The organism is Anaerotignum faecicola (assembly GCA_024460105.1).
Classification (GTDB): domain Bacteria; phylum Bacillota; class Clostridia; order Lachnospirales; family Anaerotignaceae; genus JANFXS01.
Map to the genome: position 1 here is coordinate 1 of JANFXS010000008.1, position 21976 is coordinate 21976.

At 42.6% G+C, this 21976-nt stretch carries 20 protein-coding genes, 2 tRNA genes, 1 rRNA gene and 1 riboswitch; of the genes, 17 read left to right on the plus strand and 6 right to left on the minus strand.

Features of this window, described 5'->3' with window-relative positions; genetic code table 11:
* The 3 genes from NE664_11850 to NE664_11860 all read left to right on the plus strand — a co-directional run.
* Positions 1–95, plus strand: a 23S ribosomal RNA gene (locus NE664_11850); the annotation flags it as partial.
* 200 nt (positions 96–295) lie between these two features.
* A tRNA-Thr gene (locus NE664_11855) sits at positions 296–368 on the plus strand.
* Positions 369–413: 45 nt separating this feature from the next.
* A tRNA-Met gene (locus tag NE664_11860) sits at positions 414–487 on the plus strand.
* Between the two features lie 264 nt (positions 488–751).
* On the opposite strand, the gene NE664_11865 is transcribed toward NE664_11860, so the two are convergent.
* Entirely contained in the window at positions 752–1345 is a 594-nt protein-coding gene (locus NE664_11865; GenBank protein MCQ4727338.1) for a hypothetical protein, read from the minus strand.
* A 59-nt stretch (positions 1346–1404) separates the two neighbouring features.
* Entirely contained in the window at positions 1405–1917 is a 513-nt protein-coding gene (locus NE664_11870; protein MCQ4727339.1) for a hypothetical protein, read from the minus strand.
* A 1023-nt stretch (positions 1918–2940) separates the two neighbouring features.
* On the opposite strand from NE664_11870, the gene NE664_11875 reads away from it, so the two are divergent.
* Entirely contained in the window at positions 2941–4332 is a 1392-nt protein-coding gene (locus tag NE664_11875) for a hypothetical protein (protein MCQ4727340.1), read from the plus strand.
* 541 nt (positions 4333–4873) lie between these two features.
* On the opposite strand, the gene NE664_11880 is transcribed toward NE664_11875, so the two are convergent.
* On the minus strand, positions 4874–5752 hold the full coding sequence (locus NE664_11880; protein ID MCQ4727341.1) for a LysR family transcriptional regulator: 879 nt from the start codon (positions 5750–5752) through the stop codon (positions 4874–4876).
* Positions 5753–5941: 189 nt separating this feature from the next.
* Here NE664_11880 and NE664_11885 point away from each other — a divergent pair, with 189 nt between their 5' ends.
* The 10 genes from NE664_11885 (at position 5942) to NE664_11930 (ending at position 16252) form a co-directional block, all read left to right on the plus strand.
* The gene (locus NE664_11885; protein MCQ4727342.1) at positions 5942–7036 is read left to right on the plus strand and encodes an iron-containing alcohol dehydrogenase family protein; all 1095 of its coding nucleotides are present in this window, start codon (positions 5942–5944) and stop codon (positions 7034–7036) included.
* Positions 7037–7488: 452 nt separating this feature from the next.
* Positions 7489–8190 carry an HAD hydrolase-like protein gene (locus tag NE664_11890; GenBank protein MCQ4727343.1) on the plus strand — a complete coding sequence of 234 codons (702 nt, stop codon included), beginning with the start codon at positions 7489–7491 and terminating at the stop codon, positions 8188–8190.
* A 75-nt stretch (positions 8191–8265) separates the two neighbouring features.
* A complete protein-coding gene (locus tag NE664_11895; protein ID MCQ4727344.1) occupies positions 8266–9693 on the plus strand; it encodes a sodium:solute symporter family protein in 1428 nt (475 codons plus the stop codon).
* Positions 9694–9762: 69 nt separating this feature from the next.
* Positions 9763–10137, plus strand: coding sequence for a hypothetical protein (locus tag NE664_11900; GenBank protein ID MCQ4727345.1), 375 nt, complete (start codon positions 9763–9765; stop codon positions 10135–10137).
* A gap of 54 nt (positions 10138–10191) precedes the next feature.
* On the plus strand, positions 10192–11223 hold the full coding sequence (locus NE664_11905; protein MCQ4727346.1) for a hypothetical protein: 1032 nt from the start codon (positions 10192–10194) through the stop codon (positions 11221–11223).
* A gap of 264 nt (positions 11224–11487) precedes the next feature.
* Entirely contained in the window at positions 11488–11847 is a 360-nt protein-coding gene (locus tag NE664_11910; protein MCQ4727347.1) for a hypothetical protein, read from the plus strand.
* Positions 11847–12374 carry a molybdopterin-binding protein gene (locus NE664_11915; protein ID MCQ4727348.1) on the plus strand — a complete coding sequence of 176 codons (528 nt, stop codon included), beginning with the start codon at positions 11847–11849 and terminating at the stop codon, positions 12372–12374. Before NE664_11910 ends, NE664_11915 begins: the two co-directional genes overlap by 1 nt.
* Before the next feature lie 29 nt (positions 12375–12403).
* On the plus strand, positions 12404–13705 hold the full coding sequence (locus NE664_11920; protein MCQ4727349.1) for a DUF362 domain-containing protein: 1302 nt from the start codon (positions 12404–12406) through the stop codon (positions 13703–13705).
* 373 nt (positions 13706–14078) lie between these two features.
* A riboswitch (Fluoride riboswitch) is annotated at positions 14079–14152 on the plus strand.
* Positions 14153–14628: 476 nt separating this feature from the next.
* Complete coding sequence (locus NE664_11925) at positions 14629–15843, plus strand: cation:proton antiporter (protein ID MCQ4727350.1); 1215 nt, start codon at positions 14629–14631, stop codon at positions 15841–15843.
* 154 nt (positions 15844–15997) lie between these two features.
* Complete coding sequence (locus NE664_11930; GenBank protein MCQ4727351.1) at positions 15998–16252, plus strand: hypothetical protein; 255 nt, start codon at positions 15998–16000, stop codon at positions 16250–16252.
* A 405-nt stretch (positions 16253–16657) separates the two neighbouring features.
* On the opposite strand, the gene NE664_11935 is transcribed toward NE664_11930, so the two are convergent.
* The 3 genes from NE664_11935 to NE664_11945 all read right to left on the minus strand — a co-directional run bounded on the left by NE664_11935 (position 16658) and on the right by NE664_11945 (position 18236).
* Positions 16658–17410: an EFR1 family ferrodoxin gene (locus NE664_11935; protein ID MCQ4727352.1), complete on the minus strand. Its 753-nt coding sequence runs from the start codon at positions 17408–17410 to the stop codon at positions 16658–16660.
* A gap of 192 nt (positions 17411–17602) precedes the next feature.
* Positions 17603–18019, minus strand: coding sequence for a hypothetical protein (locus tag NE664_11940; GenBank protein ID MCQ4727353.1), 417 nt, complete (start codon positions 18017–18019; stop codon positions 17603–17605).
* Entirely contained in the window at positions 18006–18236 is a 231-nt protein-coding gene (locus NE664_11945; protein MCQ4727354.1) for a helix-turn-helix transcriptional regulator, read from the minus strand. The genes NE664_11940 and NE664_11945 overlap by 14 nt, the downstream gene beginning before the upstream one ends.
* A 381-nt stretch (positions 18237–18617) precedes the next feature.
* Between NE664_11945 and NE664_11950 the strand changes: the two genes are divergently transcribed.
* From NE664_11950 to NE664_11960, 3 genes are all read left to right on the plus strand, one after another.
* A complete protein-coding gene (locus NE664_11950) occupies positions 18618–19793 on the plus strand; it encodes a copper amine oxidase N-terminal domain-containing protein (GenBank protein MCQ4727355.1) in 1176 nt (391 codons plus the stop codon).
* A 113-nt stretch (positions 19794–19906) separates the two neighbouring features.
* Positions 19907–21100, plus strand: a complete 1194-nt coding sequence (locus NE664_11955) for a copper amine oxidase N-terminal domain-containing protein (protein ID MCQ4727356.1) — start codon at positions 19907–19909, stop codon at positions 21098–21100.
* Between the two features lie 332 nt (positions 21101–21432).
* The gene (locus NE664_11960) at positions 21433–21738 is read left to right on the plus strand and encodes a hypothetical protein (GenBank protein MCQ4727357.1); all 306 of its coding nucleotides are present in this window, start codon (positions 21433–21435) and stop codon (positions 21736–21738) included.
* Positions 21739–21976 lie beyond the last annotated feature (238 nt).

A 21976-nucleotide genomic window follows, 5' to 3' on the forward strand; every position in this document is an offset into this window, starting at 1 on the left:
AAGACCCCTTGAAGACTACGAGGTAGATAGGTCGGAGGTGTAAGTGCAGTAATGTATTAAGCTGACCGATACTAATAGGTCGAGGGCTTGACCAAAGAAAGGAAAGCCAGGAGGCAATAAAGGCATAGAGCTGTAGAAGGCTTAAGTTAAACTTATTACGATTGGAAGACTAAGGAATACTTTATTCGGTTTTGAAGGTATAGGAAATGTTAACTTAATATAACAGTAATTACCACTGGCATAAGGGTTGACCTTTTATATGTTTGGTGGTATAATATTTTTGTTGAGTTGATATGCCGATGTGGCTCAATTGGCAGAGCAGCTGACTTGTAATCAGCAGGTTAACGGTTCGAGTCCGTTCATCGGCTTTATAGTGAATCTATATTTATTTATAAATTATAGTTGAATGATGTCGCGGGATAGAGCAGTTCGGTAGCTCGTCGGGCTCATAACCCGAAGGTCGTTGGTTCAAATCCAGCTCCCGCAATTATATAAGCCCTGTAAGATGCATACTTACAGGGTTTTTGATTTTGCAAAAGTATAATTATTTTGGGAAATTTTGTTTAGTTAATTAAAGAATAATAATATTTGTAGATTTCATTTATAATTTATCTGGAATGGCAGACGCTTATTATTATTTGGATATAATTTAGCAGTTTGAAACGGTATTTGATTTTTATGCTGTATAAACGGTATATTTATAAATGTTTCTGTTGTTTATTTCCGGCGTAAAGATATAAGGCATTTAATTTTAATTATATGAATGTGAATTTTTAGTCCTATTTTTTCCATAATGTGGATAAATTTCTTCTTCCGTATTTTTATATTTGTTATAAGGCATCACATCGTCTTTAAAATGTTTTAAGTATGCAAAATCTTTATCAGCTGTTGAAGGGCTGTAATTATATGTACCCATATCTTCAGGCACGTTTTTTTCATTCGGCAAAATATTATCATATGAATATATGATTTCAAAATAACCGTCAAAAGACACATATTTTCTGTTTGGTTTAATAAATGAACTTGTATTTTGGTGCATTGAATTTCCAGGACACGTCATTTCTTCCCATCTATATTGTTGGGGCAATTTTTTGTTCAATAAATTAAAGTCATCCCATTCATATTCGATATTCAGTTCATTCCTAAAATAATGCGTTTCGGAATCAATTGATTTTTTCGGTTTTTCCGGCAGATAATTAATGCCGTTGTCATAAAAGTCAATTCCCGTTATCTTATATCCCGTGTCTTTGAAAATATTGAGCCGCCGTTCAATCATAGCCCTCTCAGCCGGGCTGTCAGATAAATACCAATCGTAAATATTATGCATAATATAAGTATAAGCCATTGGAGCCATATTATTTTGATTGTATAACTCTATTTCTGTTTTAAAAAAGTCGAAAAAATTTAATTCTTTTTCGGCCGCCTTTTTTTGGATGTTTCAATATCTTCTATGGGAAAAATGGTTTTAAAATTATTATATGTAATAAAACAAAGACTGTCGTTAGAAAAAATTATATAATGGCCGTCCAGGCTGTTCGCAGACGCCTGGTAGTATTCTCTGCCGTCTTTTTCCGGAAGCATATGGTTTGCATTGCTGTATTTTTTCGATATATGCATAACAGCGTTGCGGTAACTTTCATTCTTTATTATATATTTTGGCTGAACGCTATGCGGGGCGTTTATTGTTGCGGTATCCATATTTATGCAAACGGAATCGGTCAGAGTGTATCGGCAGTTTTGATGCGCGGGCCAGTATTCTGATATTTCCTGAATATAATATATTCTGAAATTACGGGCTTTGCAGTTATAACATGTATTTTTCTTTGCTTCGCTTTCCCAACGTACATATTCACGGCTTTTGGCAAACTCATAATGCACGGGATTTAAGACGTCGTCGTTTTTTCTTGCGTTAATCAATTATATTCCTCCTTTAAAAGTCGTTTATGTATTAAAGGAAGTATATCAATTAGATGGGGGCGTTTGGTTGCCCTTTTTATTAACTTTGGAAAAGCACATACGGTTTTAGCGGGCGTTAGCGGCGTAAGAGTAAGGCGGCGGACCTATGGAGAGCGTATGCAGCACAGAAGTGCGGAATATTTTTCATTTGAGGGCATGTGTGCCTTTATAAATTAAAGCTATAAAATAAACTTCCCATCATATATTGCTTCTGAATGAAAGATGTGGTTTATGTTTAAGATGCGGATAAAACTAAAAGAATAGTTTTGTAATTTGCTTACAAATTTTCGGCAGGAGATTCAGGAATGGATATGGCACGGCGGCAGTTTGCCATATTGACGGAACAAAAATTAAAAACACATTTTATGCAGGACATAGTTTAATGAGTGATTTAGCGGCGTTATGTTGCATATCGTGTTAGCTAAATAATTGCACACTTGAATATATAATATTTTAATACCACTAATTGAAATAAATATATTTGTTAGTAACATATTGACAAATAAATATAAAAGGAATATGATTAAACTGCAAATGGTATATTAAATTTATATTAAAAATAGACGATTAATGGTTTGGATAAAAAGTTCATCAATTGTGGCTTAAAATGGTTGTAAAAAATATGGCAAGTTAAAATTCTGTTGCGGTTTAGGCATTAACGTATATTTTGATATAAAAAGCAGATACAATCATTAAGTTTCTTTTTAATATAAAATTATATAAAAATGTTTTAACATGTTATATTTATGCGTATCTTTATTATCTAAAATTGTTTTAAATCCCTGAAAAATAAATTGGCGGCCGCCGATATGTTTTAAATAGGGGGTGTAAATACGGTTGTTGTTTATAAGGTTGTATTCGGCGGGGAGGCGATGATTTTTAATTGCGGTATATGCAGTAACGATTATAATTCAAACGCTGTATATGGACGTTATGATGGAAAATGATGTGATTTTATTTTTAGGAGAAAAAGGAGGGCGTTTTATGAAAAAATTTATATCTTTGCTTGTTGCCGCCGCTTTATGTGCAGGAAGCTCCGTTGCAGTTTTTGGAGCCGATATTCCGGAGGGCTGGCATGCGGTTTCGGACGAGGAGTTGGGACTTCCTTCGGAGGAAGAGGAGAGGGCTATAACGGCGGCATTGAGAAGTAAAAATAAATCGGGAAATGATAATAAAATTAAATATGGAGAAGAAAAGCAGGAAAGCATTTATGGATCATCAAATGAAGGCTCTCAAGAAAGTTATGAAGAAAAACTGAGAAAAATAATGGAAGAATACGGTTTTATGTGGGTTGATGAAGAGCTTGATATTAATTGTGCAAACGGCGACGTAGATGAACTTACGGAATATTTTGCAAATAATATAGAAGGATTTGACCCCGAAAAATTTGAGATTACATTAATTAATAACTATGCAGACGGAGCAAATCTTTATAATATTTTATATCAACTTATAATAAACGGTTTCGAAACGCCTTATTCGATATCTGTTTCTGTGGAAGACGATAAAGAAATAAGTTACCGTGTATTTTTTGATGAAAAAGATATAGAAAAACTGAAATCAACGCCGTTGAAGTTCACGGAGTACGGTTTTGAAGAAGAAATAGAAAAAGCGAAAAAAGAGGCGGCGAAAGCGGTGCCCGATGACGCCGTAATGGAAGGACAGGAAGTTACAAAAAAATTAGACGAAAACTTAAAACCGTACCTATATATAGAAACGTCATGTAAAGACGAATACGGCGGGGTATTTCTTCTGACATACAAATGTGATTTAGATGCCGGCAATTTTGCTGACGAAGAAAAAGCTGTTGAATCGAAGGAAAATTATGAAGATGAAAGCAATGGAATTAAGGGGGAATACGGCTTTATTAAAGTTGACAAAAAGCTTAATATTGACTGTGCAAAGGGCGATTTGGATGAACTTACGGAGTATTTGGCAGAGCATGTGGAAGGATTTGCTCCCGATAAGTTTGAGGTAGAATTAATAAATAATTCGGTTGACAAAAAGGATTATTATACGATTTTATACGGCCTTAAAATAAATGGATTTGATACGCCGTTTGGCATAACGGTATTTGTAGAAGATGATTCCATAGAATATGTTGTATCTTTTGAAAAAGAGGATATGGAAAAATTTAATACAGCGCCGTTGAAGTTCACGGAGTACGGTTTTGAAGAAGAAATAGAAAAAGCGAAAAAAGAGGCGGCGAAAGAGGTGCCCGATGACGCCGTAATGGAATGGCAGGAAGTTCTAAAAAAATTAGACGAAAACTTAAAACCGTACCTGCTAGTAAAAACGTCATGCAAAGACGAATACGGCGGGGTATTCCTTCTTACATACAAATGTGATTTAGATGCCGACGATATTGAAGGTTAATAAATATCTGAATATTGCATGATCGCCGGACAGGACGTTACGGCAGGAAAACCCCGCAAGGCCTTGTTTTATATAAAGCGGTATTTAAAGTATTTTTTTAAGGCGGCATGGGGTTCAGTGAAAGATATGCATGGCGTCCGCTTATCAGGTTAAAAGAACGGAAACGAAAAACACGCCTTTATTTGGCGTGTTTTTTTATTGTTATAAATTTTACGGTTTCACGGTTTTAACCGGCATAAGAGGCGCAACAGCCTCATTAAAGCCGCTTGGATAAGGCGGCGTGCCTGACTTTGCCTTGCTTTTAGGCCGCATCTGCCGGTTAAAGTTCCCCGGCTTTATAAGGAAGAAATTTTTGCCGTTTAAGACGTATCGGACCATGCGGAAAAAGCATGCCGCGGCAAAATGCGGAAAATTTTCATTGTAAAGCGTGCGTGACGCTGTAAACAAAAGCGGCGGACGCATATAAAACTTTCACAAACCGTCGCCTATATGTTACAGGCGTTTATAACGTTTCGGCTTCGCAGAAGAAACATGTGCAAGGCTATGAAAAGTAGTTTTGCTCTTTGCCTCTGCGTTCGTCGATAATTAGCTGAACATATTCAATGAACTTCTTAGTTGCAGGCGACGCGCTTTTAAGCGATATATATCCCATTCCCAGGTTCCTGCAGCAGTATGGGCGCAGAGGAAGCGTTTTAACGCCGTTTGTATGCCCCAGCGTGATTAAACGCGGCAGTATAGTGACGCCAAGACCGCGCGCAACCATTTTTATGATTGCCATTGTGCTTGTGGATGAAAGTTTGACGTTAATTTTTATGTTGTTCGATTCTAAAAATTTTTCAATATCGTAATCACAGCCTTTTTCATTTGCAGGCATTATAAAAGGATATTTTTCAAACAGTTTTATGTCGAAATAATTTTCGTTTTCAGTTTCGAAATCCGTCGGCAGAACAGCCAAAAGCGGATCTTCAAACCAGATTTTATGTTCAAACTCTTCATTTTCCTGAAGGCTTGTAAGGCCTATGTCAACGGTATGATCCATAATCCAGTTCTGTATTTCCGTTACGGAGCCTTCAAGCAGTTCTATTTTAATGCCCGGGTAGTCCTTTCCGAAGGCCATTAACACAGGGGGAAGGATATTTGTCGAAATGCTTGTAAACGTGCCAACCGTTATTTTGCCGTGTTCCAGGCCCTGTATGCTTGTAATTGTTTCACGCAGCTTTTCCATGCCGCTTTCTATCTGTTTCGCAATGGGAAGTATTGCGGCGCCCTCGCTTGTCAGGGTTACGCCTTTTTTGGAACGCATGAAAAGCTTAAAGCCCAATTCGTCCTCAACGCGGTTGAGAGTATGGCTGAGCCCGCTTTGGGTATATCCGAGCTTTGCGGCGGCTTTTGTGATGTTGCCGCATTTGGCAATTTCAATAAGAACTTTTAAAAAAGACGATTCCGTACCACTGCACCTCCCCCGAAAAACAAAATGAATGACAATTTGGCATGACAGGCATTATAAAACGGCGATTTTACTGCCGGACTATAACAATTATAATATGGTTTATAAATAAGTTCAAGAGGGAGTATTTTGCGAAGAGGACCTAAGAAAGGGGATTGTGGCATGAAAAACAAATCAGATGGATTTTCACAGCAGTTCCTGCCGGATTATACGGTGGGGCCGGAGGCATATAAAGACGTAGCCGCAGTATGCGGCAAGTACGGTACAAAAGCTATTGCTATAGGCGGCAAGAGGGCTTTGGCGGCGGCGAAAGGCGAACTTGAAAAAGCTTTGAACGGAAGCGGCATTGAAATACTTGATTTCGTATGGTACGGCGGAGAAGCGTCCTTTGAAAATGCGGAAAATATAATGGCGCTTGACAAATTTGCACAGGCCGATATGATTTTCGCTTTCGGAGGCGGCAAAGCGCTTGACACATGCAAATATTCGGCATATGTTTCAAAAAAGCCTGTCTTTACGTTCCCAACTATTGCCGGGACATGCGCGGCGGCGTCGTCCGAGGCGATAATGTACTATCCGAGCGGCGTTATGCGCGAAACGGTTGAAACAGGCAGGCCGGCCGTACATATATTTATAAATACAAAGATTATCGCCGAAGCTCCGGAGGTTTATTTATGGACCGGTATCGGCGACACTATGGCAAAACATTTTGAAACGTCTTTGGCCGGGCGCGGAAAGGAGCTTTCCCATGGAGAAGCGCTCGGAATCGAGATGGGTTCCATGTGCTACAAACCGCTTGTAAAATACAGCAAAAAAGCTTTGGACGACTGTAAGAACAATGTTTCAAGCTACGATCTTGAGCAGATCTGCCTGTGCAATATTGTAACGACGGGGCTTGTTTCGGGATTTATAAATTCATCCCTTAATTCGAATATAGCCCATTCTATATTCTACGGTATGACTGTCCTGCCGCAGATTGAGAAGGATCACCTTCACGGGGAAGTAGTTTCATACGGCGTGCTCGTGCTGCTTATTTATGACAACCAGCTTGAACGCCTTGACGAACTTTATCCGTTCTATAAATCAATAGGTCTGCCTACAAAGCTTGCCGATATTGACGTTAAAATGGAAGAACTTACTCCCGTTATAGACAAATGTTTGGACGTTGAGGATATACACAACGTACCGTATGAAGTCACAAGGGAAAAGCTTATGGAAGCGATTACATATTTGGAAGAATATAACTTGAAGCATTAATATCGGATTGTTTCAATTTAAAAACGGTTTTATAATATACGGCGTTGGGCGCGGCTCCCGAAAACAAGCGCGGCATTTTCGGGAGCCGCGTTTTTTATTGTAAAAAATATATGTATTATATTTTTTTTGATTGCATTTTATGTGCAGTAATGCCAATATAAACGTTAGGATGCTTATTATAACAAAGATTATTTGGCAATAATATACAATACATGAAAGTTTGACATACTTTTAATTGTAAAGTGGCGTTTTACAGTTGGATAAAAATAAATATAATTTTAATTAAGAGTTCGGTGCGCGCGGAACTGAGAACAGGATTTTATAATTTAAAATCGGCAGTAACAATATATAACCTTTTAACATCACAGATGTAAGCGGAGAACTGAATTTATAACGCTTACGGCGGTATTTTAATTTTATCATAACCGGAAAAGCAAGGGAGGAGCATTTATATGAATAAATTGGTGCCTAAGGCAATTACGTTTGACATTTTTGGAACTGTTATCGACTGGGAAGGCGAAATTCAGGAGTTTTTTAAAAACTTAATGGCGAAATACGGCATAACCGGCGTTGATCCGAAAACTGTTCAGCAAAGGTGGGAGGAAATCCAGTTTGATTACATACAGGAATACAAGCCTTACCGCAAAGTCCTTTACGATACAATGGCTATGACATGCGAGGAATTCGGCTTCAAATTTACGGAAGAGGACTGCACGGCTTTTGCAAACTCAATGTCAACATGGAAAGCTTTCCCAGACTCCGTTGAAGCTATAAAGGAAATAAGGAAGCTTACAAAATTTGTCGCTCTTACAAACACAGACAACGATATTATCGACGCTTGTCTGAAAAACGCCGGCATTGAGGTTGACGACATTGTAACGGCTGAAATGGCGGGATGCTATAAGCCTCATACAGATGGGTTCGACCTTTCAAGGAAACGCCTCGGCCTTACAGTTGACGAAATGATGCATGCAGGCTTCGGCTTTAAATACGACGTTGTGCCGGGGAATAAGCTCGGTTACAGGACTATATGGGTAAACAGGCAGGGAATTATCCGTCCTGTGGACGATAAAGAGGATATACTCTGCGGCGACCTCAAAACACTGGCTTACATATTAAAAGGAATGGCGGCTGTAGACGCGGAAAACGAATAAAGGGTTTGCTGTTTTCATGCAGGGCGGCGGGCGGAAAAGGGAGAACCGCCCGCCGAGGTTGAGAGGGGGCTTAAAATGAATATTAACTGGATGTTATTGGGAGCTGTTGTCGTATATATAGGTGTTGTTATCTGCGTAGGAGCTGTCGCAAGCAAAAGGAATCCGGCCAAGGATACAAAAGATATGGTTCTTGCGGGCGGACAGCTTGGCCCGATAGTCCTCGGCGGCACAATGGCGGCCACATGGGTAGGCGGCGGCACGATTACCGGAGGAAGCCTCGCGGTAGGCGCGGATTACGGTGTGTTCCCGGCTTTGGGATATACTCTTTTTTCCTGTCTGGCTCCGCTTTTGTTATATGTTATTGCAAAGAAAGTTAACCGGCGCGGCGCTATGACCGTAGGCAGTATTTTTGAAGACAGGTACGGCAAGTTTGCAAAATATTTCAGCGCGGTTGTAATTGTGCTTGCGTATGTGGGAACGGCGTCGTACCAGTTTAAGGCTTTCGGCAATGCGATTTATGTCTGCACGGGCATGAACATAGACGTTGCAATGGTTGTGGGCGTTATAATCATAACGAGCATCGCTATGATGGGCGGTATGCGAAGCGTTGCCGTAACGGACTGTATAAGCGCTATATTCGTTGTGTTCGCAATGGTGATTGCGCTTACGGTTTCAGTTGGGGCTTTGAACGGGTTTGAAGGCGTGGTTGAAAGGGCTGCGGAAGGCACGGCAAGTTTCCCGTTGGGAAATATGCCAGCTTTGGCATGGCTTGCCCTCACGTTCGGCGGAACAATGAATATAATCGGCGATCAGAACTTTATCCAAAGGCTTTCGTCGGGTAAAAACGATAAAACACTCAAAAAAGCAATATTTATCTTTGTCGGAATTATACTTGCAGTTATGATTTGCTCATCAACATTGGGCTGGGTTTTAAGGGTATATTACCCGGATTTGGAATCAAGCCTGCTTTTCTTCACATATGCTTCGGCAGTTTCTCCTATCGTTGGAATGCTTATGGTAGCGTGCGGCGCGGCTTTAATACTTACAACGGCAAATTCTTATCTTCTTTCGGCAACAACAAGCGGCGTTATGGACTTATGGCTTGTGTTTGTTGACAAAAACGCAACTGAAAAAAGGAAAGTATGGTATATACGCGCGTGCCTTGTTATTTTTGCCGTGATAGCTTTTGTAATGTGCCGTTTCTTCCCGAACGTGCTTGCAATACAGAACTATGTTTACGCGCTGTATTCCTCGGCTATTACGCCGGCGCTTTTCGCGGCTTTGCTGTGGAAGGGAGTGACAAAACAGGGGGCTGTGGCTTCGATTGTTTCCGGAACCGTTATTACTTTAGTGAACGAATTTTCCGGCAAGCCTATTAACGGTATCGCCAGCGCGATATTTGCAATCCCTGTTTCCGTACTGCTTTTATACTTCGTTTCAAAAGCTACTTACAAAGGGCCTACGGAAATGGACAAATCTTTCTTTGCCGATGAAGAAGCCTGATTGCGGAAATTAGTCTGCCGCCCCGGAAAGGGGCGGTTTTAATAAAGAATATGAATGGGGGTTTTAATTATGAAATTTATGCATACAAAGCTTCCGGACTTCAAAAAGAAAGTAATTGAAGCCGGCAAAAAGCTCAGGAGCGAAACGGAAGTTGAACTTGTCGGGCTTGAAAACATGGAAAGCGCAAAGCTTGCGTCGCTCAGGGTGGGACGCATTGAAGAAGAAATTCTTGAAATTACACAGGATCCGAACGTCGCTAAGGTTGAAGTTACGGTTCTTCCCCAGATACCGGAAACAATACACACCGTGGTTATTAAGGGAGTGCAGAAAGACGGCACAAGCAAAAAAACAATACTTGAAAGCATGTTCATCACTACCCCAGCGCCGGAATGTTACTATCATGACAGCGAAGTTGTGGACGACCGCAGGGTCGCTTACGACTGACGTCAGGCGAGGACTGCATAAAACAGGCTTATTAATAACGGGAGGGAATTTCTGATGAATAAATTGAAATATAAGCTCGTGCCGAAGGGCGCGGCCGAAGGCAGGGTGCCTATAAACTTAATATTTGTTGACAAAGAGGACGTTATGGCGGCGGGTATTACATACCGCGAAGCTTGCGAAGCTATTGCAAGGGGATTTAAGGAACCGGCGGCAATAGACATTATAGACATGGATTCGATTACCGTTACGAGCGACGGCATTGTTGTGGATTTTGCGGTTGTGGCGTTTGCGTCGATCGATTACGGAATGGTAAACAGGGATTTCGGTTTCCTTCAGGTTTCGGAACAGCCGTATTCCGAAAAGCTTTTGGAAGAAGAACCTCATATGAAGCAGTGGGACGCTATAGACGCCTACAGGGGCAAACGCCTTTACAGGGGGCCTAACTTTGAGGACAGATGGCCGCGCGTGCCTCATAACGAAACGCAGACAATCACAGGAAAAATCGCCAACAACAACACGGGCTCGGAGGTTATGGACGTTGTCGATATGACGGAAATACTCATACCCGCATACGGCGCCCTTGAAATTATGAAAGACGGGGAAGTTTTAATCGGCCTTTCCGGCCCTGAAGTATCCGTCGGCATAGGCATGGTTGTTTTTGAAACTTACGGGCGTATTTTCAACCGTTCCTACGGTGCCGGAAAAACGGCCCACAATTCCGGAGTATATGCAAAAACGGTTAAAAGCGATTATCCGGCTATTGCCGGCACGAAAGCCGTTTTGGCGGAATATACTCTGCGCGCCCTTGAAATAGGCCTTGTGCCGGGACGTGACATTGGATGCTCGCCTGCAGTTTTGAGCATTGCAAAGGCTTTCGGCAGTGAAATCGCTTTTGAAAACATTGAAGAACGCGCGTGGGTTGAACTTGAAAGCGTAGGCATTAAGCGCAGCTGGCTTGAAGAAAAGAGCGAGCCCCTTTCAAGGGAAGAAATTATCGCAAGGGCAGACGAGATTGTGCCCGGTATTTCCGACGGCAAGAAGTTTATGGTTAAAGACATAACGGAAATCCGTTTTGCCGAAATTTAAACCGCCGCGCCTTAGATTCACAAATAACGGCGCAAAACTCTGCGGAAGTAAAGGAAAGACGCGGCGCATGGAGAGAGCGGAGGCGTTTTCGCATATGTTTTGCGGTATTAAAGGCGCATGGGTTCAGGCTGTTTGATTTAAGGGGTTTATACGATTAAGCGAAAAATCATAAGGCAAAAATCAATTTTTAAACCGCCGCGGCTGAAATGGGGAGCGCATCCCTGCGGCCGCCGACGGTTTAAAATGGCATAAGGGGGCGAACAAATGGGACGCGAATATATTATTGCTCATGCCGACAAGCTTGTTTTAAAAATATCGGGCCTTGAGGTTAAAGGGCTCAACACTAAAATGCTTGAAGACATACTGACGGAAAAATTAAAAACTTTTGTGCGCGTTATAGGCGTTACGGGCGAAGGCATAGAAATGGACGTATACGGCGTAGAGCCTGAAAAGATACGCCGCGACGAAAAAGGGCTTATGGAAAGCATAGCCCTTGCCGAAGGCATAACCGTTACCGACCTTGCGAAAATGGCGTGCAGCGACAAAATTGTAAACGTGGATTATAACTCCATACCTGACGAGCCGAAATCAAGCTGCGCCATGGAAAGGTGGATTGAGTATTGATGAACAAAATATATATACTGCCTACAGGCGACGAGATAAAAAACGGAGTCGTGCTTGACTTGGACGCGCCGGAAATGATAAGGCAGGCTGTGGCCGCATACCCTGAAACCGAAATAACAAGACTGGCCCCTATTATAGACAACGAAAATGCAATACTTGACAAAATATCCGAAACGGCGGATAAAAAACCGGATTTAATAGCCCTTATCGGCGGAAGCGGCGGCGGACACAGGTTCAGCCCGACGTTGGGGAAGGATTTTACACATTCCGCACTCCAAAAGTATTTGGATGAATATTCTTCGCATGAGATTTACGGAAAAAACGGCCATATGTGGACAAAGCTTTTCTGCGGAAAGAAAGGCGGCACATACGTTATAAATGTGCCCGGGCCTTTTGTGGAGGCGAAAGCCGCTTTTGCGGCGTTTTTGAAGGCGTATGCGGAGAATAAGGATCTGGACGGCATAAGCAGGGATATGGCGGAAGCCGTGCTGGCATTGTTTCCCGAAGGGGCGGCGGAAACGGTTTAATATGCCGCCGTGCGAAAGGAGGTTTTTGAGTGTCCGGAATTACAAACCTTATCGGGCATATAAAACTGCCGAAATTTGTAAAGGCGCGTCAGGTTTTTGACAAGACCGAAATGACGCCGGCCGAAATATCGGAAGAACTGAAAAAAGGTTTTGAAAAAGAAGGAATAAAAGGCAGGATCAAACCGGGGCAGAGAATATGCATTACATGCGGCAGCAGGGGCGTTTCAAATATGGCCTTTGTTACAAAAGCCCTTGCGGATTATGTTAAATCCATGGGGGCCGAGCCTTTTTTGATACCGGCCATGGGAAGCCACGGCGGCGCTACGGCCGAAGGACAGGTTGAAATACTTAAAAATTTGGGTATTACGGCCGAAAGTATAGGATGTCCTGTGCTTTCGTCCATGGAAACCGTGAAAATAAGCCGTGCGGAAGGCCGCGAAGGTATGGAAGGCTTTGACGTATGTATTGATAAAAACGCCTTTGAAGCCGACGGCATTATAGTTTTAAACAGGGTGAAGGCGCATACAAGTTTTCAGGGGCCTTATGAAAGCGGGCTTATGAAAATGCTCACAATCGGCCTCGGCAAGCAGTACGGCGCGCATATATGCCATGCCGGCGGCGACGACAACATGTCGGAACGCATAGGCCTTAACGGCAGGGAAGTTATAAAACATGCAAATGTCGTTATGGGAGTGGCCCTTTTAGAAAATGCCTTTGACAAAACAAACGGCGTTTTTGTGATGCCTGGGGAAGAGATACCGTTGAAGGAGCCCGAAATACTTCAAAAAGCAAAAAAATCCATGGGCCGCATATGGTTTGACAGCTGTGATGTGCTTATTGTTGAAGAAATCGGCAAAAATTTTACGGGAGCGGGAATGGACCCGAATGTTGTCGGAAGGTGCGTGAACACAAAACTCAAAATGGGCATCGACGCACAGCGGATAGGCATATTCGGTTTGAGCGCGGAGTCCCACGGAAACGCAACCGGAATGGGCAGGGCGGATCTTGCCACAAGGAAATTTTTTGAACAGTTAAGCTTTGACGATACATATCCGAACTTTATTACAAGCTATGATCCAATGGCGTTTAGGATACCTATTATTGTCGACAGCGAAGAGGAAGTTATGAAAGCCTGCGTTGCAAGCGCCCTTAATATCGACTATGACAATCCGAGGATCATAATTATTAAGAACTCGCTGGAAATCGAAAATATCTTAATTTCCGAAGCAATGGCGGAAGAAGCGGAAAAAAGCGGCCGCATTGAAATTATATCCGGAGAGCCTTTCGACTTGGCGTTTAACGGAGAAGGCGAACTTGAAGCCGAATATTGAATTTTTTGCATAGAGCCCCTTCAAACGGCGAAGTTTGAAGGGTTTTTTCGTTGGGGGAATTCCTATGGTTTTAAAATGGTTTAAAGCCGTGTTATTTTTTGTGTATTTTTGGGACGGTTTTGTTTACTGTCTGCACTGAGGCGTACAAAAGGCTTTTCAGAGCGGCCATATCTTTACTTGGCCGATAAAATGACGGCGTTTACGGAAACCGAAATAAAAACGTATAATTTGTTTTTAGGGATTTAAAAAGGGATTGTTTTATTAAGCCGATTAAAAATACATAATTCAGAAAAGAATTTCAACTGCCTGAATTTTTGAAGCCTTTTTTATCTTAAAAATATCGGATTTACAAATAATTTGAAATAGTATATAATATACAAACGGGAATGAAGTTCTCCCTTGGGTAGCCAAAACCGCTTTTGATAAGCTGATGACTTCTACGGATTTACCGTAGGGATCGTCGGCTTTTTTTAGGTTAAAAACCGAAAATAGTTTTTAACTGCGGGGCTGTTACGGCGGTTTGCGGCAAAAACGGGCTGATACGGACTGTTAAATATTTTTACCATGAGGGGCTTGAAACAGACGGGCAAATGGGAGAGGGGGAAACTAGGAAAACAGTCTTAAAAATATGCCTGGACAAAACATATTTTTGCGTTTCCCGCCGGGTTTGCCATTCAGGCATGCGGACGGGAGAAATGAAAAATAAATTCCGTAAAAAAGATTTTAAAATTATGCGGCCGTCTTTTAAAATTCAAGAGTCTGTACAGAGCGTGGCAGGGAATACCGCTCGTATCTAAAAACTTCTGATGAACCGGTGCAAATTGGTATTATAAAGAGGAATGGGCTGTAATTCCGTTATCGGGATACGGCGTAAAATAATATCCGGATACGGAATAAAATAAATTGTAAAGGAAGGATTTAAAATGCTTACATCGCTCGCATTTATTTTTCTTGCGGGGCTTGCGGCGGCCGCTTTGTGCCAAAAGGTGAAACTGCCTCGGATTATAGGCATGCTTGCCGTAGGAACGATACTGGGGCCTTACGTTCTTAATCTGCTTGACGGTTCGATACTTTCAATATCTTCCGAGCTTAGGCAGATGGCGCTGATTATTATACTCATAAAAGCTGGGCTTACCCTTAATGTTTCGGATTTGAAAAGGGTTGGCAGGCCGGCGGTTTTAATGTCGTTTTTGCCGGCGAGTTTTGAAATACTGGCGTTTTTTATATTTGCGCCTTATTTGCTTGGCGTTACGAGGATTGAAGCCGCCGTTATGGGAGCTGTTCTGGGGGCCGTTTCGCCTGCCGTCGTTATACCTCGTATGGTTAGGCTTATGGATGAGGGATACGGTGTTGACAAAAGCATACCGCAGATGATTCTGGCCGGCGCGTCATGTGACGATATATTTGTGATAGTCCTGTTTTCGACATTCACGGCCATGGCGCAGGGAGGCCGGGCCGGCATTATGGATTTTATAAACATACCCGTTTCCGTTTTGCTGGGCGCGGCATTAGGGGCGGCCGCCGGATACATGCTCGGGACGTTCTTTGAAACGGCATATGCCGGCAAAAATTATATACGAAACAGTACGAAAACAATAATTGTGCTTGGGGTGTCATTCCTGCTCATGGCGGCTGAAACATGGCTTAAAGGAACTATACCCGTATCGGGGTTATTGGCTGTTGTTTCTTCGGCATGCATGCTGAAAATCAAATGCGCGCCGTCCGTATCGCGGCGGCTTTCCGAAAAATTCGGCAAGCTGTGGATTGCCGCCGAAATACTTCTGTTTGTGCTTGTAGGGGCGGCGGTTGACATACGGTACACTTTGTCCGCGGGAATCCCCGCCGTAATCATGATTTTTACGGCGCTTTTATTCCGTGCCGCGGGAGTGTGCATATGTCTGGCCGGTACGAACCTTAATTTCAGGGAGCGCGTTTTTTGCATAACGGCATATTTGCCCAAAGCTACGGTACAGGCGGCTATAGGTTCCGTACCGCTTGCAATGGGCCTGCCATGTGGAAAGATTGTGCTTTCGGTTGCAGTTTTGGCGATATTGATAACGGCGCCGCTTGGAGCCGCCGGAATGGACATGTCTTATAAAAAGCTTCTTTCCAAAGAAGGAGCCGGAGAAAATGACTGACTTGAAAGGCTGTATACCGTTTTTAAGTTATGGCGGTTTTCAAGGCCGAATAACCGCCGCTTTAGGCAACGCTGAATGAATCGGAACGGAACAAAGGGTTCATGCTTGAAGAAACAAAAAATCGCTGCCGGCGTCTAAGAACAGGCCGACGGCCTTGGCAAGCCAATCTGCCGCAAACGTTATCAAGTTGCGGCTATCCCTCGAAAGTGCGGTTAAACAGCTTGACGAAACAGGGATGAGCGCGAAAATATATGTGCGACAGCCCTGCCGTTATAGCGGATATGCTTATAATTACCATACCGGATGTTGTGTTTATAACCGAAATGGAAATGACGGAGGTGTTTTGGCGTTTTATCCGACAAGGCATATACTTATGACGGCGATTACGACAATACTAGTACAGTTATGATTTTTTCAACAGGCTCCAAAAGCGAAATATTGGGGAGCATGAGCCTTATAATTGCCGGCGGCTTTGCGGCTATTACATTCCTTACGCATATTGCCGCGCCGCTTTTACATATGATGTTCGGCAGAATTTCCGGTGAAGCGAAAAAGAAATTTAAAATCAAACTTAGGCAAAAGCGGTATCAGGTTAAAAAAGGCCGCCGCCGATATTTGTTAACGGAAGAATGTTTATGTACAAAACGTCCCGGATTTTGCGGCGGCGCATATAGATCTAAAGGCGTATTCCGAATATATATGGGAATACGCCTTTTTTTGTGCGTACGGACGGATTTTAAGATAACCGTACGCCTGTTTTTGTATTTTATGCTTGGCCATATTGATTCCTTAAGCTTATGCCGTTGGGAAAGGATTAAATATTTTTGGGGCATACATATCTCGGCAGGGATTTGCTGTGTCTTCCGTATTCAATGGCGGAAACGGGACAGCGGCATATACACGCCATACAATGAGTGCAGTTATTGCCCCAGGAAGGACGGCCGTTTTTAAGGCTTATGTTGAAAAGAGGACAAACGGAAACGCATTTGCCGCATGAAATACAATTTTCCTTTGCATAAAACTTTTTTGCATGCACAAAGGCGGGATAGAAAAGCATATTGACAACACCGCTTTCTATATTGTCTTTAAGCGTTATATGCGGGCGTGGAAAAGTTTTGCCGCGTTTTATAAATTTAGCGGCGTTGCCGATTGCCTTTTCCGATTTTTCTATGATTTTAAGCGATTCGCTTTTCGTAGGCGTAGAAAAAAGCGCAATATAGTTTTCCGGCATTATAACGGCGGCGCATCCCATAAATTTAAGGCATTTTTTGCGGCACAGAGTTTTAAGGTATTTTTCGGCGGCTCCGATATTTTCGCCGCACGTCATTACAAAGTATATTTCATTATTTCCCGTAAGGGGCGTATTTTCAAGCCATCTGTGCACAATACGGGGTATCCTCCAGGCGTAAGTGGGCGTTACTATAACCCACGGGTCGTCGGAATGTATTTCGGAAAAGTCGTTGTTTCGGATTTTATCAAAAAGATCGACGGCTTTTCCGCCGTTAGCTTTGGCAATACGTTTCGCCGTATATTCGCTGTTTCCTGTGCCTGAAAAGTACAATATCATAAAATTTACCTCCTTTTATATTTTTAATCATGCGTACAGGCCATACTGCCGCCATGATGAAAAGGCGGCGGCTTTACGGGTGCATTTTCAGCCTTTGCAGAGCGGAGTTACAGGCAAAAGGCCTTTGACAGAGCTTTAAAGCTTATATAATGTTTTGCGCTCTGAATACATATTTTACACACGGCCTGTTGTTCAGTTTTTGCTTTCATAATAAAAATACGCCGCAATTTCGGCGAACATGGAAATTGTAAATGCAAACGCAAGACCCACGGCTATGCCTATAAAACCTTCATAACCCGATAATTTCCCCATTATCAGCATCGCAAGCATCAATATAAATGATATTGCCTGTGTGAGCGTAAACGATTTGCTTTTGGATTTCATGTCAATAAGGCGGTTTCGTTCGTCGAGTTCGTCAAGTTTATCTTCAAACGACAGTTTTGACGAAAAACAGCGACGCAAAGATCCCAATCCGAAAAACATCAGAAGCAGGGCGAGTATAACGGTTTTAAATTCAATTCCCGTAAAAAAAGAAGTTATTAAATTAAGCAGGGATAATAATATGCAGGAAAATCCGAAATAAAACGTCTTTCTGTTATAAATTTTCATATTCTCTGTCCTCCAGTTCTTTATTTTCTTTAAGGCAGCAAAGCTCTTCAACGGACACGCCGAACAGCAGGGCTATCCTGTATGCAAGCATAAGCGACGGGCTGTACTGGCCTTTTTCGATTGATATAATTGTACGCGAAGAAACATGCGCAAGGTCGGCAAGTTGATGCTGTGTCATTTTCATTGCCAAACGCAGTTCTCTGACTTTGGTTTTCATATATTCCCTCTTTCCAAACAGTATGAAGTTTACTTCATGTTATCACCGTTGGATTTGTATGTCAAGAAAAAAGTGAAGTATACTTCATATTAAGGTCGCCGCCAAAAGCGGTTGGCGAGCAATGTATATGCGGATGTTTAAGCCGCGGCTTAAAATACGGAAAGGGCACGCCGCTTTATGCGGGAATGTGTGGATACAATTCGCGGCCCCAAAGCTAGGCGGCAAGGCACTAAAAGCCATAAAATATAAAGAAAATATATGAGGGCATGAACAAAAAGTTGAAATTTGAAGAGTAATGGGTTATGCTTGAATTAACTATGCGGCTTATGCCGCCGCCGCTTTAATATACGAGTATTTTTGTGAAGGGAGGATGGATGTTATATGAGGAAAATATTTTTGGCCGTGGCCGTTACAGTGGGATTAATGTCTGCCGCAACGGTACAGGGGGCCGTGCCGAAAGCGGAGGTTAACGGACAGGAAATAGAACTTTCCGCTACGCCTTATGAAACGGGAGGCGCAGTAATGGTTCCGCTTATGGATTTTATGCATGTTTTTAATACCAATATGGCATATTGGGACGGTGAAACTAAATCGGCATACATGGACGACGGGCTAAAAGTTACCGCGGGAACGGAAGAGGCCGCCGTTATAAAAAAATACGGCTGGACTCCAGGAGAAAACGAGGAATATTTAAAGGTATATAAACTTGAAAAGCTCCCGGTCATAATAAACGGGAAAATGATGGTTCCCGTGAGTTTCCTTGAAGAATATGCACAGGGCGCCGCAGAATTTGCATACGATGCGGAAAGCGGGTATATAAGGTGTTATATGACCAAAATAGACGGCCGATATTTTCCGGTTTTAAAGGCGGACTCTCAAAATGGAGATATGGGGGACTTGGAAGAAAGCCTGAAAAAATATTTGAAATATTTTGACGCCGGACTTTTTGAAGCCGATAAAAGCGGGTACAAGGACGGAGACGGCAATATCGTTTACAGAGGGAAAAGGTTCCCGCAAAGGACTGTGACCGTTACTTTTTTAGCCAATTATGCAATAAATGTTAAGGATAATTATAATTATGCCGTGAGCCAAAGAGGAACGGAAGGTTTCGAGGTTAAGGAATACGAAGAGTATACGGAGATTGCAAACAGTGAATTCAGGGTGCGGCTTTTTTCCGATAAAGTTTTTGACGTGGGAAAAGAAATAACCGCATATGCAGAGGCGGAATATATCGGGCCGGAGAGATCGGCATATATATGCCACAGCGCGCCGTGCATTACAATCAGTCTTAAGGGCGGCATTTACAATATCGGCGGTTCAGTTGACAATATAGGGGTTTATGAAACATGGCCAAAAGGCAAGGTTTACAGGTTTGATCTTGTAAAAGGCGGCGGCTGGGACAAAGAGGACGCGGCGTTTTGGGAGGAATATTTTTCGGTTCCAGAAATATATGTGCCGGAGGGGGAATATACGCTCACGGTAAACTTTAATATTACGGACGCAGGCGACGGCAGGGAATTTAAAGCCGCCGCGACTAGGGGCATAACCGTTAAATAGGCAGTTAAAGGCGGTTTCATAAGCAGACGGAGAAAATATGGGGCATATGCACAGTTGTGCTTAAAAGTGAGTTTTTGATTAGTGCGCATCTGTTTTGGAACGGGGGAGAAGTTATGAGGAAAATGTTTTTAGTTTTGGCCGCAGCGGCAAGCTTACTATACGCCGTGACGGCACAGGGCGCTGTAAACAAAACCGCGGTTAACGGAAAACCTTTTGAATTTTCGGTTCCGCCGGCGGAAACGGAAGGCGTAGTTATGGTTCCTGCCGCCGATTTTATGGCATTGTTCAACAATGATATAATTTGTTGGAACGACGAAACAAAATCCGCTTATATGGCCGACAGACTTAAAATTACGGTTGGAGCCGACAAGGCCTTAATTTTAAAAGATTATCCATTGGATTGTAAAGGCGGAAGCGAGGTTTCGGAAGTTTACAGACTGGAAAAAGCCCCGTTGATAATAAACGGGAAGCTGATGGTTCCTCTGAGTTTTATAGAGGAATATGGAAGCAAGTACGCGGAAATCGAATATAATGAAAACGACGGAAGTCTTAGCTGTTATATAGACGATTTAAGCGGCGTTGACAAAATATATATGCCGATTATAAAAACGGATATTCAAAACGGCGGCAGGGATAAGGTTGAAGAATACTTGGAAAATGTTCTTACATATTTTGATAGGGATTTTTTTAAGTATGACGATAGCGGATATAAAGACGGAAACGGATGCATTTTATACAGCGGAAAAGAATTCCCGGAAAGAACTGTAAAAGTTATTTTTTTAAACGGATATGCAATAAGAGTTGAGGACGGATATATCCGCAGCCGTTTAAGGTATGAAAACTCCGAAGAATTTGAGGTTAAGGAATACGCGGCGTATACTGAAGCTGTAAGCGACGAGTTTATGGTTCGGATTTATTCCCCGAAGGAGTTTACAGCCGACAGCGAGATAACGGCTTATGCCGAGGCGGCGTATATCGGACCTGAAGACTACATATATATATGCCGAGGAGATCCTTGCCTTTCCGTAGGCCTTGCGGGAGGCATATACGATATAAGCGGGATTACGGACGAAATCGGTATTTATGAGTTGTGGGAAAAAGGCGAGGTTCGCAAGGCGGAACTCCTTAAAGGCGGCATGTGGAACCCTGACGATGAGGACGCGGCGTTTTGGGAGGAATATTTTTCGATTCCCGAAATATATGTGCCGGCGGGGGAATATACGCTTACGGCATATTTTGGCGTTACAAGCGTAGGCGATGGGAGAAAGTTTAAGGTTCAGGTTCCGAGGGATATAACCGTTAAATAGGCGGTTTTGAAAATATGGACGCGGTTATTTAAATCGTTAAGCCGTCACAGACAGAAGAATAAATAAGGTTTTCCATTTAACCAACGGGAACAATGCCGAAGTTAAAAAGAAAGCGGATGTATAAAACGGCCGTATTCGGTAGAATCTCCTTTAAGCGGCGTTTTAGCTGTTTTGATAGTTTATTTTTAAGCAAGAATTGAAACGGGTCCGTTTTTGGACACGGCAAGGAACGCTGTCTTTATGGCGGCGTTTTTTATATTGCGCCTGACATTTTAAATCTTTCGCCGGGAAACTTGAAATATGTATCGGCGGCGGGGGTTTTATTCGGAAATATGCCTTTGCGGAGTTTTTCGTGCAGGACGGAAGCGGGCGGAAAAGAATATATTATAAAATGTGTGTGGAGTATAAAAAAGCCGCCGATATTAGCCGGGAAGGTTGCAGTTGTAATAATAATGCCGCCGATATTAGCCGTGAAGATTGCAGTTGCAATAAAAACGCCGCCGATATTTTGCGGGAAAAATTATGTTTCCGTATTTACATGGCGTTCCCATAAGATTTTTGTTTCCGAGCTTTACCGAAAAGCGCATCCGTTTGATTTAGAAAAACAAATACGTTTGATTTTCGGCGGGCATTTATAAATTACAGTCCGAATTTATACGGATTCCATAAAGAAATGTTTATCCATGAAAGCTTTCTTTATAAACCGGTTCGGGACGGACGGAACGGTTTGGAAGGCGCGGAGGCCGAAGATATTTTTTTGATTTTTTATCTCGGCTTACATGGACGCACGCGTTTTTAATCGGCGGGAGAGGCGCAATAGCCGCGTCAATGCGGCTTGGCTCAGGGTTCGCGGCGACTTTGCTTTTATGACGATAC

Excerpts from the sequence above, each read along its gene's own strand:
- NE664_11865 (MCQ4727338.1), bottom strand. The coding sequence starts at position 1,345 with ATGGCTTATACTTATATTATGCATAATATTTACGATTGGTATTTATCT.
- NE664_11875 (MCQ4727340.1), top strand. The coding sequence starts at position 2,941 with ATGAAAAAATTTATATCTTTGCTTGTTGCCGCCGCTTTATGTGCAGGA.
- NE664_11885 (MCQ4727342.1), top strand. The coding sequence starts at position 5,942 with ATGAAAAACAAATCAGATGGATTTTCACAGCAGTTCCTGCCGGATTAT.
- NE664_11890 (MCQ4727343.1), top strand. The coding sequence starts at position 7,489 with ATGAATAAATTGGTGCCTAAGGCAATTACGTTTGACATTTTTGGAACT.
- NE664_11895 (MCQ4727344.1), top strand. The coding sequence starts at position 8,266 with ATGAATATTAACTGGATGTTATTGGGAGCTGTTGTCGTATATATAGGT.
- NE664_11900 (MCQ4727345.1), top strand. The coding sequence starts at position 9,763 with ATGAAATTTATGCATACAAAGCTTCCGGACTTCAAAAAGAAAGTAATT.
- NE664_11905 (MCQ4727346.1), top strand. The coding sequence starts at position 10,192 with ATGAATAAATTGAAATATAAGCTCGTGCCGAAGGGCGCGGCCGAAGGC.
- NE664_11910 (MCQ4727347.1), top strand. The coding sequence starts at position 11,488 with ATGGGACGCGAATATATTATTGCTCATGCCGACAAGCTTGTTTTAAAA.
- NE664_11915 (MCQ4727348.1), top strand. The coding sequence starts at position 11,847 with ATGAACAAAATATATATACTGCCTACAGGCGACGAGATAAAAAACGGA.
- NE664_11925 (MCQ4727350.1), top strand. The coding sequence starts at position 14,629 with ATGCTTACATCGCTCGCATTTATTTTTCTTGCGGGGCTTGCGGCGGCC.
- NE664_11935 (MCQ4727352.1), bottom strand. The coding sequence starts at position 17,410 with ATGATATTGTACTTTTCAGGCACAGGAAACAGCGAATATACGGCGAAA.
- NE664_11940 (MCQ4727353.1), bottom strand. The coding sequence starts at position 18,019 with ATGAAAATTTATAACAGAAAGACGTTTTATTTCGGATTTTCCTGCATA.
- NE664_11945 (MCQ4727354.1), bottom strand. The coding sequence starts at position 18,236 with ATGAAAACCAAAGTCAGAGAACTGCGTTTGGCAATGAAAATGACACAG.
- NE664_11950 (MCQ4727355.1), top strand. The coding sequence starts at position 18,618 with ATGAGGAAAATATTTTTGGCCGTGGCCGTTACAGTGGGATTAATGTCT.
- NE664_11955 (MCQ4727356.1), top strand. The coding sequence starts at position 19,907 with ATGAGGAAAATGTTTTTAGTTTTGGCCGCAGCGGCAAGCTTACTATAC.
- NE664_11960 (MCQ4727357.1), top strand. The coding sequence starts at position 21,433 with ATGCCTTTGCGGAGTTTTTCGTGCAGGACGGAAGCGGGCGGAAAAGAA.